Annotated in this window: 12 protein-coding genes and 1 tRNA gene; 7 read left to right on the top strand and 6 right to left on the bottom strand. The window is 67.7% G+C overall.

The window, feature by feature from the left end; translation table 11 throughout:
- Positions 1 to 72 precede the first annotated feature (72 nt).
- On the bottom strand, positions 73 to 1230 hold the full coding sequence (locus tag ACFPFG_RS13320) for an MFS transporter (protein WP_259649132.1): 1158 nt from the start codon (positions 1228 to 1230) through the stop codon (positions 73 to 75).
- 727 nt (positions 1231 to 1957) lie between these two features.
- On the opposite strand from ACFPFG_RS13320, the gene ACFPFG_RS13315 reads away from it, so the two are divergent.
- The 4 genes from ACFPFG_RS13315 (at position 1958) to ACFPFG_RS13300 (ending at position 7032) form a co-directional block, all read left to right on the top strand.
- Complete coding sequence (locus tag ACFPFG_RS13315) at positions 1958 to 3154, top strand: imelysin family protein (RefSeq protein ID WP_183018414.1); 1197 nt, start codon at positions 1958 to 1960, stop codon at positions 3152 to 3154.
- Between the two features lie 104 nt (positions 3155 to 3258).
- A complete protein-coding gene (locus tag ACFPFG_RS13310) occupies positions 3259 to 4770 on the top strand; it encodes a di-heme oxidoreductase family protein (RefSeq protein ID WP_374621319.1) in 1512 nt (503 codons plus the stop codon).
- Positions 4770 to 5846, top strand: a complete 1077-nt coding sequence (locus ACFPFG_RS13305) for an imelysin family protein (protein ID WP_380106967.1) — start codon at positions 4770 to 4772, stop codon at positions 5844 to 5846. Before ACFPFG_RS13310 ends, ACFPFG_RS13305 begins: the two co-directional genes overlap by 1 nt.
- The gene (locus tag ACFPFG_RS13300; RefSeq protein WP_197957335.1) at positions 5830 to 7032 is read left to right on the top strand and encodes a DUF1513 domain-containing protein; all 1203 of its coding nucleotides are present in this window, start codon (positions 5830 to 5832) and stop codon (positions 7030 to 7032) included. Before ACFPFG_RS13305 ends, ACFPFG_RS13300 begins: the two co-directional genes overlap by 17 nt.
- Before the next feature lie 94 nt (positions 7033 to 7126).
- Here the strand turns inward: ACFPFG_RS13300 and ACFPFG_RS13295 are convergent.
- The 5 genes from ACFPFG_RS13295 to ACFPFG_RS13275 all read right to left on the bottom strand — a co-directional run bounded on the left by ACFPFG_RS13295 (position 7127) and on the right by ACFPFG_RS13275 (position 12251).
- Positions 7127 to 7203 (bottom strand) — tRNA-Met (locus tag ACFPFG_RS13295).
- Between the two features lie 129 nt (positions 7204 to 7332).
- Complete coding sequence (locus ACFPFG_RS13290; RefSeq protein ID WP_183018418.1) at positions 7333 to 8112, bottom strand: enoyl-CoA hydratase; 780 nt, start codon at positions 8110 to 8112, stop codon at positions 7333 to 7335.
- A 74-nt stretch (positions 8113 to 8186) separates the two neighbouring features.
- Positions 8187 to 10112 carry a M61 family metallopeptidase gene (locus ACFPFG_RS13285; protein ID WP_380106964.1) on the bottom strand — a complete coding sequence of 642 codons (1926 nt, stop codon included), beginning with the start codon at positions 10110 to 10112 and terminating at the stop codon, positions 8187 to 8189.
- A 130-nt stretch (positions 10113 to 10242) separates the two neighbouring features.
- The gene (locus tag ACFPFG_RS13280) at positions 10243 to 10959 is read right to left on the bottom strand and encodes a DsbC family protein (RefSeq protein WP_034390564.1); all 717 of its coding nucleotides are present in this window, start codon (positions 10957 to 10959) and stop codon (positions 10243 to 10245) included.
- Between the two features lie 146 nt (positions 10960 to 11105).
- Positions 11106 to 12251, bottom strand: a complete 1146-nt coding sequence (locus ACFPFG_RS13275; protein ID WP_172642969.1) for an FAD-dependent monooxygenase — start codon at positions 12249 to 12251, stop codon at positions 11106 to 11108.
- 174 nt (positions 12252 to 12425) lie between these two features.
- On the opposite strand from ACFPFG_RS13275, the gene ACFPFG_RS13270 reads away from it, so the two are divergent.
- The 3 genes from ACFPFG_RS13270 (at position 12426) to ACFPFG_RS13260 (ending at position 15156) form a co-directional block, all read left to right on the top strand.
- On the top strand, positions 12426 to 13292 hold the full coding sequence (locus ACFPFG_RS13270) for an MOSC domain-containing protein (RefSeq protein WP_183018420.1): 867 nt from the start codon (positions 12426 to 12428) through the stop codon (positions 13290 to 13292).
- A gap of 69 nt (positions 13293 to 13361) precedes the next feature.
- Positions 13362 to 14456, top strand: coding sequence for a redox-regulated ATPase YchF (gene ychF, locus ACFPFG_RS13265; protein ID WP_183018421.1), 1095 nt, complete (start codon positions 13362 to 13364; stop codon positions 14454 to 14456).
- Positions 14457 to 14613: 157 nt separating this feature from the next.
- Positions 14614 to 15156, top strand: a complete 543-nt coding sequence (locus ACFPFG_RS13260) for a CbrC family protein (protein WP_380106960.1) — start codon at positions 14614 to 14616, stop codon at positions 15154 to 15156.
- The last annotated feature ends 4 nt before the right edge of the window (positions 15157 to 15160 follow it).

The raw sequence follows: 15160 nt of genomic DNA, 5'->3' as shown, positions 1-15160 counted from the left end.
ACAGAAAAAGAGCTGCCATCGGCAGCTCTTTGCATTGTGGGACATCGTTCTGAGCCGGAGGATCTGAGCCGCTCAGGACAGCTCGCGTCCCTTGAGTTCGGGGATCAGGAAGGCCGTGGCCAGCATGTCCAGCACATAGATGGCCGCCAGCAGGGCGATGGCCACCTGGAACGAATAGCTCATGGCCAGCGCACCGATCACCACCGGGCCCAGTCCGCCCACGGCGCGGCCGATGTTGAACAGCACGTTCTGCGCGGTGGCGCGCGCCTCGGTGGGGTAGGCCTCGCTCATCACGGCGCCGTAGCCGCCCATCATGCCGTTGACGAACAGGCCCATGAGGGCGCCTGCCCAGAGCATGGCCGTGGGATCGGACAGCTGCGAATAGAGCACGACCATGATGACCGAGCCCAGCTGGAAGATCAGGAAGCTGGGCTTGCGGCCGATGCGGTCGGCCAGCTGGCCGAAGACCCAGATGCCGACCATCATGCCCACCACGGTCACGGCAGTCCATATCGAGGACTTGGTCAGGCTGAAGCCCAGTTGCTTGGACAGGAAGCTGGGCATCCAGATCATGATGCCGTAGTAGCCGAAGTTCTGGACCGAGGTCAGCACGATCACGCCCAGGCTGACCTTGGCCGTGGCGCGGTCCTTCACCAGCAGCTTCAGGCTTTGCAGCACCGGCACGCGGGCCGAGGGCGTGGCGGACTGCTGGCGCTTCACGAAGACTTCGGGCTCGTGCAGCTTGTTGCGGATCACCCAGGCCACCACGGCCGGTATCACGCCCACCAGGAACATGCCGCGCCAGCCGATGAGGGGCAGCAGCAGCGGCGTCAGCAGCGCCGCACCCAGCACGCCCATTTGCCAGCCCAGGGCCACGTAGGACGAGACGCGGGCGCGGTGGCGTGCAGGCCAGGCCTCGGCGGCCAGCGCCATGCCGATGCCGAACTCGCCGCCCAGGCCGATGCCCGCAATCGTGCGGTAGGCCAGCAGGTCCCAGTAGCCCTGTGCGAAGGCGCACAGGCCCGTGAAGACCGCGAACAGCATGATGGTCCAGGTCAGCACGCGGATGCGCCCGTAGCGGTCGCTGAGCAGGCCGAAGAAGATGCCGCCGAACACGGCACCGATCAGCGTCCAGGTCACCAGCGAGCCGGCCTGGCCCGGCGTGAGGTGCAGGTCGGCCGAGATGGCCGACAGCATGAAGCCCAGGATCAGCAGGTCGAAGCCGTCCATGGCATAGCCGACGGCCGAGCCGGCCAGGGCCTTCCAGCTGTAGCCGTTGACCTGGCTGGCGTGGGTGCCGGCATGCGTGTCTGTGCTGGCGCCGGCAGCATTGGCTGCGAGCGCCCCGGAGGAAGTGGTGGTCACGTGAAAATCCTTGAAAGCCAGGACGGCGCGCGCTCTCGCTGGGGTACGGCACAACGCAAAGCGCCTGCGCTGCCGGCTGGGCCGGCGTGCGGGCACGCTGCGCGTGTGCGGCATCCTGGAGTGGCGATGGGCACGGGAATCCTGGTGGGAAAACAAGCTGGGCGGCCGGCATGCCGGAGCATGGCAGGGGCTGCGCGAAAGGCTGAGCGCAAGGCGCAGCGCCAAAAAGACCGCTTCTGCAAAAAGCGAAAGCCCTGAAGTCGGCTGGGCGATCAGGGCTTGGAGGCCGTGGGCAGGCCCTGCGAGGAGAGGGCGGCCCATGCGAGCGGGCGCAATGGTAAGGCAAGTCGCCAGCCAAGGCAAGCTGCGGGGCTTATGCCAGGGAGCCGGGTCTTTGGCCGGGGCGACAAGGGTGCCCCGTGCTAGGCTGGCGCCCGCTGCGGCCATTGCGCCGCCGGCGCGCCCTGTTTCTGCCCGGGTCCGTCTATGACCTTGCTGCGCAGTGCGGCGATATCTCGCAGGTTTTGCCAATAAAAACAATTCTCATTACATTTTGGCATTCCGAGTTCTCCAACCTCCGATTCTTTCTGCCATGCATCCCATCCTGATTGCAGCCGCCCTGGCCCTGGGCGCGGCCGCCCCGATGAGCCAGGCCGCAGCCGCCGGCACCGTTCAACAGCCTGTGAAGAAGAGCCTCTCCGTTGCGGAGGTGGTCAAGCACTACGGCACCCTGGTGCACGCCAACTACTCGGACTCCATCAGCTCCGCCAAGACCATGCAGAAAGCCATTGCGGCCTTTCTGGCGGCGCCCAGCGAGCAGGGCCTGAACCAGGCACGCAAGGCCTGGCTGGATGCACGGGAGTACTACGGCCAGACCGAGGCCTTCCGCTTCTACGCCGGCCCCATCGACAACGATGAAGGCCCCGAAGGCCAGATCAACGCCTGGCCCATGGACGAGTCCTATGTGGACTATGTGGAAGGCAATCCCGACGCCGGCATCATCAACAACCGCAAGGAAGCCATCACCAAGAAGCGCCTGGCCGAGCTCAACGAGCATGACGGCGAGGAGAACGTTTCCACCGGCTGGCACGCCATCGAGTTCATGCTCTGGGGCCAGGACCTGGACGACAAGGGGCCGGGCGCGCGTCCGTACACCGACTTTGTCGATGGCAAGAAGTCCAATGCCGACCGCCGCCGCGAGTACCTGAAGGTGGTGACCGCGCTGCTGATCGAGGACCTGCAATCCGTGGCCGACCAGTGGAAGCCCGGCTCGCCCAAGAACTTCCGCGCCCAGTTCGAGAAAAAGCCCGACGACGCGCTGCGCCGCATCTTCGTGGGCCTGGGTTCGCTGTCGCGCGGCGAGCTGGCCGGCGAGCGCCTGGAAGTGGCCCTGGCCAGCCGCGACCAGGAAGACGAGCACTCCTGCTTCTCGGACAACACGCACCGCGATGCGGTGACCAATGCCCAGGGCATCCTCAACGTCTGGCAGGGCAGCTACAAGCGCCTGGATGGCAGCGAGCTGCAAGGCCCTGGCATCAAGGACTGGGTGGCCTCCAAGGACAGCGCGCTGGCCGACAGGACCACGCGCCAGATCATGCAGTCGGTGCAGGCGGCCCAGGCCATTCCCGCGCCGTTCGACCAGGCCATCCAGGGCGCGCGCGACTCGGCCTCGCGCGCCAAGATCCAGGCCACCATCGACAGCCTGGTCCAGCAGAGCAAGGACCTGGTGGAGGCGGCCAACGCCGTCGGCATCACCCAGCTCAACCTGGTGGACCCCAAGGCCAACTAAAAGAACATCCACGCCAGCGTCCATCCATTCCTGCGCCCATGTGCCAAGGCCGCCGCCCCCGAAAGGGTTCGGCGGCCCTGGCTTTTCCAGGGACGTCCCCACCCATGAATCTCTCCCCCTCGCTGCTGGTCGCTGCCTCCCTGGTCCTGCTGGGCTGCTCGGCCCAACAGCAGGACCCGGTGGCTGCCGCTCCAGCGCGCGCGCCAGCACCGCAGCCTGCTCCCGATCCAGCTCCCGATCCAGCCCTTTTGTTCGCGGCACCCGGCGAGCCCCTGCCCCCCGGCGGCCAGACCACGGTCCACGCCACGGGCCGCAACGCCTTCTCGCTGCCTGCCGCCAACCTGGAGGATGCCGAGCGCACACGCTTCGTCATCGGCAACTCCTTCTTCAAGCGCAACTGGGTGCAGGCCCCGGCCTCCACCACGGCGCGCGATGGCCTGGGCCCGCATTTCCTGGCACGCTCCTGCGGCGGCTGCCATGTGCAGGACGGCCGAGCCCAGCCGCCCGACTTCCACAACCCGCTCAAGCCCCAGCCCTTTGCGGGCCTGCTCATGCGGCTGTCCATTCCGGGCGAAGGCCCGCATGGCAGCCCGGTGCCGGACCCGGTCTATGGCGACCAGTTCAACACCGAAGGCGTGCTGGGAGTCAAGGGCGAGGGCCAGTTGCGCATCCGCTATGAACAGGTGCATGGCCGCTTTGCCGACGGCACGGCCTACACGCTGGAAAAGCCCGTCTACGAGCTGGCCGCGCTCAACTACGGCCCCCTGGCTGCCAACCTGATGACCAGCCCGCGCATTGCGCCCCAGGTCATCGGCCTGGGCCTGCTGGAGCACATCCCGGAGTCCGAGATCCTGGCCAACGCTGCCGCCCAGGCAGCCCTGGGCGGCCCCATCAAGGGCCAGCCCAACTATGTCTGGGATGCCTACGGCGAACGCATGATGCTGGGCCGCTTCGGCTGGAAGGCCAACGTGGCCTCCATTGCCCACCAGACGGCTTCGGCCTTCCTGGGCGATATCGGCATCACATCGAAGCGTTTCCCGCACCAGACCTGCACGCCCGCACAAAAGGATTGCCTGGCCGCGCCCAGCGGCAATGGCGCCGAGGGCGTGGAGATCGAGGACCGCGTGCTGGACGACGTGATCTTCTACCAGGCCACGCTGGCGCCGCCTGCACGGCGCAACGCCGGCGACCCGGCCGTGCGCCGTGGCGAGGCACTGTTCCACCAGGCCCAGTGCGCGCAGTGCCACCGGCCCTCGTACAAGACCGGCGGGGAGCTGTTCCCCGCGCTGTCGCCGGCACTCAGCAGCAAGGGGTTGTCGGGCCAGACCATTGCGCCCTATACCGACCTGCTGCTGCACGACATGGGCGATGCGCTGGCCGATGGCCGGCCCGACTTCAAGGCCTCAGGCCGCCAATGGCGCACGCCGCCGCTGTGGGGCATAGGCCTGCTGCCCGATGTCAACAACCACCAGCGCCTGCTGCACGACGGCCGTGCGCGCGGCGTGCTGGAAGCCATCCTCTGGCACGGCGGCGAGGCCGAAGCCGCGCGCGAACAGGTGCGCCAGTTCAGCGCCGAAGACCGTGAAGCCCTGGTCAAATTTGTGGAGTCCCTCTGATGCAAGACATGCGCATGACCCCTCGCCAAATCCTTTGTGCCGCCGCGCTGGCGCTGCTGGCCGCCGCCCCGGTCCATGCCCAGGAAGTGGATGCCAACATGGCCATTCCCTTCTACAACACGGCCCACGCCGTGCAGGGGCTGTACGGCCAATGGTTCTCGCCCCAGGCCAAGGCCGCGCAGGCATCCGCCCAGGCGCTGAACCAGGCGCTGCGCGCGCACTGCGCGGCACCTGCGGGATCGGCTGCCGCCACGCTGCAGACGGCGCGCCAGGCCTATGTGCAATCGTCGCGGCAGTGGAGCAGCCTCTCGGCCGTGGCCCTGGGGCCGCTGGTGGAGCGCCGCTCGGCACGCCTGGTGGACTTCCGCCCCATGCGTCCGGCCCTGCTCAAGAAGGCCATACAGTCGGCCCCCGCCGATCTGGCCGCCATGGAGCGCATCGGCGCACCCGCCAAAGGCTATCCCGCGCTCGAGAACCTGCTGTGGACCCAGCCCGTGGAGCCGCAGACGCCGGCCTGCGCCTATGCCACCCTGGTGGCCGAGGAAATCGGCGCCGAGATGGGCATCCTCAGCAACGGCTTTGCCAAGCTCGCAGCCCAGGATTGGTCCGAGGATGGCGATGCCACCACCGAAGCCATGGCCGAGTTCATCAACCAGTGGGTCGGCGGCCTGGAGCGCCTGCGCTGGGCGGACATGGAAAAGCCTTTGCGCAGTGCAGGCAGCAAGCCCCCCGCCTGGGAGCACCTGGCCAGCGGCAGCACCGTTGAGATCTGGCGTGCGCACTGGCAGGGCCTGCGCACGCTGGCCGTTAGCGTGGACCGCAAGGTGCCCCAGCCCGGCGTGGACATCGTGCCCATCGAGTCCTACCTGCGCGGCCGTGGCCTCAATCCGCTGGCCGACCGCTGGCTCAAGGCCGTCAACGAGGCCGATGCCGGCATGCGCGCCCTGACCGGGCCGAGCGCCAAGGCCGTCGATGCCGCCACCAAGCCGCTGTCGCGCCTCAAGCGCCTCATGGAAGGCGAGGTGGCGCCAGCTCTTGAAGTCAACATCGGGTTCTCGGATGCCGACGGGGATTGAGCAGGCGCTGAATCGCCGCCGCTGGCTGCAGGGCATGGGGCTGCTGGCTGCCATGCCATTGGCAACCTCCCATGCGGCCAGGCCGTCCGGACCGGCACGGTCGCTGGCTGCAGCCTGGATGCAGGGTGATCAGATGCGTGTCGGCATCGTGCAGGCCAGTGCGCAGGTGGACAGGCCGCTGCAGGTGCTGCAGGCCCTGGATGTGCCCACGCGCGCCCATGGCATGGCCGCGCTGCGCGACGGCTCCGTGGTCTTCGCCAGCCGCCGCCCCGGTGACTGGCTGGTGCGCCTGAAGCCGGGACAGGCCGCCGAGGATGCGCAGTGGCAGTGGATCGAGCCCGACCGCTTCTTCAACGGCCATGTCATCGAAAGCGCCGATGGCCGCCATCTCTACACCACCGAGACCGACCTGGAAGATGCCCAGGGCCTGATCGGCGTGCGCGATGCCATCACCTTGGAGAAGATCGCCGAATGGCGCACGGGCGGCATGGACCCGCACCAGCTGCTGCTGGACGCCGACGGCACGCTGATGGTCGCCAACGGCGGCATTCCGACGCAGTCCGAAACCGGCCGGCGCAAGCTGCAGCTGGACCACATGGATTCGTCCATCGCGCGGCTGTTGCCGGCCGAAGGCGGCGCCCGTGCCGGCCTGTGGAAGCTGGACGACAGCCGCCTGAGCCTGCGCCACCTGGCCTGGGGCCCGCAGGTCGCCCACGCGCCCGCGCGCCGATGGCTGGGCATTGCGCTGCAGGCCGAGCACCGCGACCCCGAAGCGCGCGCCGCCGCCCCCGTGCTGGCCCTGTTCGATGGCCACCGCTTGCATGCCGTGCCCCTGCCCGAAGGGCGCGAGCCCCTGGCCGGCTATGGCGGCGATATCGGTTGCGACGGCCAGCTCTTTGCCGTCAGCTGCCCGCGCGTGAACACCGTCACCTGGTGGCAGGTGCCCGACAGCGGCCAGGCCAGCGGACGCTGGCTGCGCGGCGATGCCATGCCGGGCGTGTACTGCGTGGCCAATGCAAGTGCCTCGCTGGATGCCAAGGGCCGGCCCCTGCCTGCCGAGCCCGCGCTGTGGATGGGCGGCGCACGCCTGGCCCAATTGCGCCAGCGCGGCCAGGTGCTGCGCACGGTGGCGGTTCCCGGCATGGCGCTGGACAACCACTGGATTGCGTTGGAGCGCGGCAGCTAGCAGCCGGAGGCGGCGCCGCAAGCGGCGCGCTCTGGCGGAGTGCAGCGCCAACGCAAAAAGGGTCTACGTTTGCACGTAGACCCTTTGCTTTGTTTGGTGGCGCTTCACGGATTCGAACCGCGGACCTGTGGATTATGATTCCATCGCTCTAACCGACTGAGCTAAAGCGCCGTAAGACCTAAATTATATGCAGAATTTTTGGCCGATCCGGCAAGTTGTGCAAATTTCTCGAAATTTCTTTGCGAGAGGCTTGCTGCGCCTTGCCGGAAGACGCGCATTGTAGCGCGACTTTCAGCCCGTTCAGAGATGCTTGAAGTTTGCGGGACGCTTGTTGACGAAGGCGTCCATGCCTTCCTTCTGGTCCTGCGTGGCGAACAGCGCGTGGAACAGGCGGCGCTCGAACATGACGCCGTCGGCCAGCGAGCCCTCGAAGGCGCGGTTCACCGATTCCTTGGCCGCCATGACGGCGATCTGCGAGAAGCCGCTGATGATGATGGCGGCGCCCAGGGCCTCGTCCATGAGCTTGTCGAAGGGAACGACACGGCTGACCAGGCCGGCGCGTTCGGCTTCGGTGGCGTCCATCATGCGGGCCGTGAGGGCCATGTCCATGGCCTTTGACTTGCCCACGGCGCGCGGCAGGCGCTGCGTGCCGCCGGCACCCGGGATCACGCCCAGCTTGATTTCCGGCTGGCCGAACTTCGCGTTGTCGGCGGCGATGATGAAGTCGCACATCATGGCCAGCTCGCAGCCGCCGCCCAGGGCGAAGCCGCTGACGGCGGCGATCACGGGCTTGCGGATGGAGCGGATGGCTTCCCAGTTGCGCGTGATGTAGTCGCCCTTGTAGGCATCGGCAAAGCTGTACTTGGCCATGGCGCCGATGTCGGCGCCAGCCGCGAAGGCTTTCTCGCTGCCGGTGATGATCATGCAGCCGATGGACTCGTCCGCATCGAAGGCCTGCAGGGCCTGGCCCAGTTCGTTCATGAGCTGGTCATTGAGCGCGTTGAGCTGCTTGGGGCGGTTGAGGGTGATGATGCCGACCTTGTCGGCTTCGACGCGAACTTCAATCATTTCGTAGGCCAAGGGAGTCTCCTGCTGGGGTTGTCGTCGTGATCCTCAAGAATAACCGGCTGGCGGCGTGGGACGGCATGCGCGGTTCAGGGCGTGGCAGGCGTCTGCGCGCTGCCCGTGTGCCCGGCCAGCCAGCGTCCAGCGGTCTCCTCGTCCGTGATTTCCAGTCCCAGATTACTGGGGGCGGGCGCCGCCAGGGTGCCGGATGTGGCAGCTTTTGCACCGCCGTTGTCCGTTTTCTCCACCACGGCGGCGGCCTCGGACAGCAGGCCCGAGCCCCAGGGCAGGGTGAAGGCCAGGATCTGCCGGTCGCGGGCCACCCAGGCGACGATGTCCAGGGCCGTGCCTGCGTACAGCGCCACATCGTCCAGCCGGGTGATGCGCCAGCGCGCGGGCTGTGAATCCTCGGCGCCGGTGGGCAGCTCGATGGCCAGCCATTCGTCGCCCGCCATGAAGCCTGCGCGCTCGGCCAGGCTGCCGCGCAGCACGGTCTTGATGGTGATGCCCTGGCTTTCCAGCACGCGCAGGCCCAGGCGCTGGGCAGTCTGCGCCGGTTCGGCCTTGGCCTGCACGCCGTGCGCGGCCAGCAGTTCGGCCAGCGGCAGGTCGTCGGTGCCGTGCACCCATTGCGTGATCTCGGGCGCGAAGCTGCGCCCGCCCAGGTCCTGCAGCACGGCCAGCACGTCGGCCTCGCGCATGGGGCCGCCCTGGCAGCGCTGCCACAGCGCGCGCATCACGTCGTCCAGCGTGCTGCGGCCTTCGCGGCGCAGCTGCAGGTCCAGGGCCAGTGCGACCAGGCAGCCCTTGGTGTAGTAGCTGACGGTCTGGTTGGGCGTGTTCTCGTCCTGGCGGTAGTACTTGACCCAGGCGTCATAGCTGGCCTGGGCCACGGACTGCAGGCGCCGGCCCGGCGTCTGCAGCACCTGGTTGATGGTGCGCGTGATGAGCTTGAGGTACTGGGCGTTGTCGATCAGGCCGGCGCGGCGCAGCAGCAGGTCGTCGTAGTAGCTGGTGAAGCCTTCGAAGAACCACAGCAGCTCGGTGTAGTTCTCCTGCCCGTAGTCGTAGCGCGCGAATTCGGCCGGGCGCAGGCGCTTGACGTTCCAGGTGTGGAAGTACTCGTGGCTGATCAAGCCGAGCAAGGTGGTATAGCCCTCGGCGGCCTTGCGCTCGCCCACGCGCTGCAGGTCGCGCCGGCCGCAGATCAGGGCCGTGGAATTGCGGTGCTCCAGGCCCCCATAGCCGTCATCGACCACGTTGAGCATGAACACGTAGCGCTGCATGGGCGCGGGCGTGGCCTGCTCTCCCTCGCCGTGCCAGAAGGCCAGCACGGTCTCGCAGATCCTGCGTGCATCGGCAATCAGGCGCGCGCCGTCGAAGCTGGGTGCGGCGCCCGCGACGACGAAGCTGTGCGGCACGCCCGCGGCCACGAAGTCGCCGCGCCAGAAGTTGCCCATCTCCACCGGGCAGTCCACCAGTTCGTCGTAGTGGGCGGCGCGGTACAGGCCCCAGCCGCGCGCATCGGTGTCCACGGCGTCCAGGCCGGTCGCCACCTGCCACGATGCCGTGGCATCCGACGCGAGCAGCTGCAGCGTGTGCGGCGTATCTTCCTGGCCGTGCACGCGCAGGCACAGGCTGGTGCCGTTGAAAAAGCCGCGGCGGCGGTCCAGCCAGGCCGTGCGCACGGAGCTGTCATAGGCGCAGAACTGGTAGTGGAGCACCAGGGGAGCGCCGGCTGCGCAATCGGCCTGCCAGAGGTTCTTTCCCTGCTGGGTCAGCGCGACGGGGCAGCCGTCCTGCTCGGCAGACAGGCCCTGGAGGTTCTTGGAGAACTCCCGCACCAGATAGCTGCCGGGAATCCAGACCGGCAGCGACAGGGTCTGGCCGGCGGCCGGGCGGGCGATGTGCAGTTGGACGCTGAACAGGTGCGCGTCCACATCAAGCGCCTGCACGCGGTAGTGGATGTCCGCTGCGGCAGTGGCAGCGGCGGTGGCGGCGAGGGGAGAGGTCATTCGGGCTCCTGCAGGTGTGGCCTGGAGGCTGCCCGGGCCCGCTGCGGCGGGCTGGAGCCGGGAAGCTCCGGCCGAGGGGGATCAGGTGGGCGGGCCCGGCATCCATGGCGCCGGGCCCGCCCGGTGGCGGTCAGCGCGCGGCTGCGGCTGCGGCCAGGTTCTTCTCGACTTCCTGGGCGCTGATGGCGCCAGGCACGCGGGTGTTGTTGGTGAAGATGACGGTGGGCGTGCCCGTGATCTTGTACTTGCGGCCAAAGGCCAGGTTGCGCTGCACGGCCGAGGTGTCGCACTGGGCGGCGGCCGGCACCTTGTCGCGCAGCATGTGGTCGGCCCATGCACCGGCCTGGTCCTTGGCGCACCAGATGTTGCGCGACTTCTCGGCCGAGTCGGGGCTCAGGATGGGGTACAGGAACAGGTAGATGGTGACGTTGTCCACGGTCTGCAGGTCGCGCTCGAAGCGCTTGCAGTAGCCGCAGTTGGGGTCTTCGAACACGGCCATCTTGCGCTCGCCCTTGCCGTGGACGATGGTCACGGCGTCCTTGAGCGGCAGCTGCTTGAAGTCCACCGCCGTCAGCTGGTTCATGCGGTCTTCGGTGAGATTGCGGCGTGCCTTGGTGTCGATCAGCTCGCCCTGGATCAGGTAGTTGCCCTTGGCGTCCGTATAGAACAGGTCCGTGCCGATGCGCACTTCGAACAGGCCGGACATGGGCGTGGGGCGGATTTCGTCGATCTTTTCCAGCTGGGGAATGCGCTCGGTCAGCGTCTTGCGCAGGTTGGCGTCCTGGGCATGGACACCGAGGCTCCAGGTCAGGCTGGCGGCCGTCAGCAGGCAGGCGAAGAGTTTCATGGCAATGCGGTGGGTGGGCGGGGCCGCGTTCAGGCCGGCCGCGCCGTGGTTGAGGGGGATTGCGCGGCGCGGGGCGCCACGGAGCAGGGGTACGAGTCGCAAAACGGCAAAGGGTTCAACGGCACGGGATCGGCTTGGCTCCAGGCTCAGGCGCCGCTGCGCGGGTCCAGGCCCATGGCCTGGCGCGCCATCCAGTCCTTGAGCGGGCCGAAGCGCTCGAAGCCCTTCATGCCCCAGTTGCGCAGCATCTGCACCGGAACCTCGGAGCGGCTGAACAGCTGCTGCAGCCCGTCCATGGCCAGGCCCATGGGCGCCAGCGCGGCCTTGCGCTCGCGTTCATAGCGGCGCAGCAGGCGCAGGTCGCCGGTGCTGCGCCAGTAGCCGCGCTCCTGCAGCACGCGTGCCAGCGCCTGCACATCGCCCAGGCCCAGGTTCAGGCCCTGGCCTGCCAGCGGATGCACGTTGTGGGCGGCATCGCCCACCAGCACCCAGCTGCGGGCCGAGCGCGCATCGCCGTCGGGCATGGAGCCGCACCAGTGGTCGGCCACGGCCTGCTGCAGCGGCCAGGCCATCCGCGGTGCGCTCAGCTCCAGCCGCCCCAGCGCGCCCTGGCTGATGGCCTCCAGTCGCGCGGTGAAATCCTGTGTGTCGGCGGCCAGCCAGCCGTCGGCCAGCTCGCGGGCGATGGACCAGACCACGGCCACGCTGTGGCCTTGCGGGCCGTCCAATGGCAGCAGGGCCAGGATGCCTTCGGGCGTGAACCACTGTCGCGCCACCTGTCCGTGCGGCAGCTCGCAGTGCAGCCGGGTGGCGATGGCGTGCTGTGCATAGGGCGTGACGGCGAAGTCCACACCGAACTCGCTGCGCGTGCGGCTGGCGCGGCCCTCGCAGATGGCCGTCAGCGGCGCCGCCACGGGCTGGTCCACCACCTCGACCATGGGCTGGTAGCGCACGGCCTCGGCCAGGCGCTGCTCCAGCGCGGGCACATCGACGATCCAGGTCAGGGCCTCGACATCCTGGCTGGCTGCGTCGAACAGCACATGGCCGTCCAGGTCGCCAAAGACCTCCATTTGCGTCACGGGCGTGGCGTGCTGGTCATCGGGCCAGCAACGCAGGCTGTCCAGCAGGCCGCGTGCGCTGGCATTGAGCGCGTAGGCGCGCACATCGGGTGCGTTGCCGGTCGGCGCGGCCACCACCAGGGCCACGCGCAGCCGTTCCCGGGCCAGCAGGAGAGCCAGGGTCCGGCCTGCAATGCCGGCCCCGCGTATACATACATCAAAGGTTTGCGCCATGGCCGGCATTGTAGGAGTCCGGGCCATGCAGGGGATTCCAACTGGCGCAAACTCCGGCTTTGGCGTGATCTGCCGCAGCCTGCGTCGCCATCTGGCATATTGCCGCCCATCGCGTGGAGCCATTCGTGCCATGGATGGCATACACACTCCAGATTTCCCAAAAAGAGCTATCCGATGTTTGACCAAGAAAGAGACGTGCAGGGCCGCATTGCCCAGTTGTGGGTATATCCCGTCAAATCCTGCGCGGGTATCGCGCTGCAAAGCAGCGGCGTCGGCGCCACCGGCCTGGCCTGGGACCGCCACTGGATGGTGGTCGATGCGCAGGGCGAATTCCTGACCCAGCGCGACCATCCGAGCATGGCCTGGATACGCCCTGAGCTGGAGGCCGGGCACCTGGTGCTGCACTTTCCCCAGCAGCCGCCGCTGCGCATCGCGCTGCAGGCCACGGGGCCGGAGCGCCGGGCGCGCGTCTGGTCGGACTGGGTGCAGGCCTGGGACATGGGCCCCGAGGCCGCCCGCTGGCTGACGCAGGCCCTGGGCACGGACTGCTCCCTGGTGCGCTTCGACCCGGCGGCGCCGCGCCGCACCAGCGAGCGCTGGACCGGGGGCGAGGCCGCACCTGTGCACTTCGCGGACGGCTATCCGCTGCTGGTACTGAGCCAGGCCGCCATCGAAGAACTCAACCAGCGCCTGCAGACGGCCGGCCACGCCCCGGTGGACGCACGGCGCTTTCGCCCCAACATCGTGATCGAAGGGCTGGAGGCCCATGACGAGGACCGGGTCGACGGGTTCGACGTGCTCGATGCCCAGGGCCTGCGGCTGCGCATGGCCAAGCCCTGCACACGCTGCCCCATTCCCGACATCGACCCCGTCACGGCCGTGCAGGGCACCGCCGTGGGTGACGCCATCCGTACCTACCGCCAGGACGACCGTGTCGATGGCGCCATCACCTTCGGCATGAATGCCGTGCTGGAAGGCCTGCACGACGGGGCCGAACTGGTCGTTGGCCAGTCCGTGGCCGGCGACTGGCAGTTCGCCTGAAACGACAGGAAATGCCCGGTTGACTAAAATACGGGGTTTGTCCCCAGAATCCCTGTAGAAAGCCCTGCCATGAGCCTCAAATGCGGCATCGTGGGCCTGCCCAATGTGGGCAAGTCCACTCTCTTCAACGCGCTGACGAAGGCCGGCATCGCCGCCGAGAACTATCCCTTCTGCACCATCGAGCCGAACACCGGCGTGGTGGAAGTGCCCGATCCGCGCCTGCAGAAGCTGGCCGACATCATCACGCCCGAGCGCATCGTCCCGGCCATCGTCGAATTCGTGGACATCGCGGGCCTGGTGGCCGGCGCCTCCAAGGGTGAAGGCCTGGGCAACCAGTTCCTGGCCCACATCCGCGAGACTGACGCCATCGTCAACGTGGTGCGCTGCTTCGAAGACCCGAACGTCATCCACGTGGCCAACAAGGTGGACCCCATCGCCGACATCGAGGTCATCCAGACCGAGCTGTGCCTGGCCGACCTGGCCACCGTCGAGAAGGCGCTGAACCGCTACAGCAAGGCCGCCAAGTCGGGCAACGACAAGGAAGCCGCCAAGGTGGTTGCGCTGCTGACCCCCATCCAGGCTGCCCTGGACCAGGGCAAGCCCGCACGCACGGTGCCCGTCTCCAAGGAAGACGCGCCCCTGCTCAAGCAGTTCTGCCTGATCACCGCCAAGCCCGCCATGTTCGTGGGCAACGTCAGCGAAGACGGCTTCGAGAACAACCCGCTGCTCGACAGCCTCAAGGCCTATGCCGAGGCACAAGGCGCTCCCGTCGTGGCCATCTGCGCCAAGATCGAGGCCGAAATGTCCGAGATGAGCGACGAGGACCGCGACATGTTCCTGCAGGAACTGGGCCTGGAAGAACCGGGCCTGAACCGCCTGATCCGCGCCGGCTTCGGCCTGCTGGGCCTGCAGACCTACTTCACGGCCGGCGTCAAGGAAGTGCGCGCCTGGACCATCAAGGTCGGCGACACCGCCCCCCAGGCCGCCGGCGTCATCCACGGCGACTTCGAGCGCGGCTTCATCCGCGCCCAGACCATCGCCTTCGACGACTTCATCGCCTTCAAGGGCGAGCAAGGCGCCAAGGACGCGGGCAAGATGCGCGCCGAAGGCAAGGAATATGTCGTCAAGGATGGCGATGTGATGAACTTCCTGTTCAACGTGTGAGGCGGCACATGCTGCAGCGGGGCTGCTAGAGCAGCTCCCGCGCTTCTCGGAAAAACCGCGCTTTGCGCGGTTTTTTCATGCCTGGATCGATTCGGTCCCGCGCACCGAACGTCCATGGACAATGGCGCCTTTCCATTGGGGAAAGAGAGACCTTGAAATGGACCGCCCGCATTTCAGATTCCATCCCGGCGCCTACGAAACCGTCTTGGAGCAGGAAGAGGGTGTGTGTTCCTGCTGCGGACAAAACCGCAGCCTCAAGTACGAAGGCCCTTTCTACAGCGAGCAGAGCCCGGACTACCTGTGTCCCTGGTGCATTGCGAACGGGCAGGCCTGCGAAAAATACGCGGGCGAGTGTGTGGGATACACCGATATCGAAGGCGTGTCGCCTGATCCGGCCGACCCCGAGCCCACCATCGCCAGGGAACTGCTGCTGGAGATCGCGCAGCGCACGCCCGGCTACAGGGCCTGGCAGCAGCCCGTGTGGCTCACGCACTGCAACGCACCCTGTGTCTTCCTGGGTCACGCCGACAGGCAGGCCGTCGAGCCTTTCCTCGCTGAAGTCCTGCCCGACATCGAAGGCAGCTACAGGAACGATGCGCAGTGGATGCTGGAGCGCATGTCCACGGACGGCATGATTTCCGGCTGCCTTTTCCGGTGCGTGCATTGCGGCAGGCATCGGCTGCATATGCACGTGGGATGAACCC

Source organism: Delftia deserti, from assembly GCF_042653485.1.
Taxonomy (GTDB): domain Bacteria; phylum Pseudomonadota; class Gammaproteobacteria; order Burkholderiales; family Burkholderiaceae_C; genus Comamonas; species Comamonas acidovorans.
Note: the sequence above shows the minus strand (reverse complement) of the source record. Positions and strands in the feature narration are given on the sequence as shown.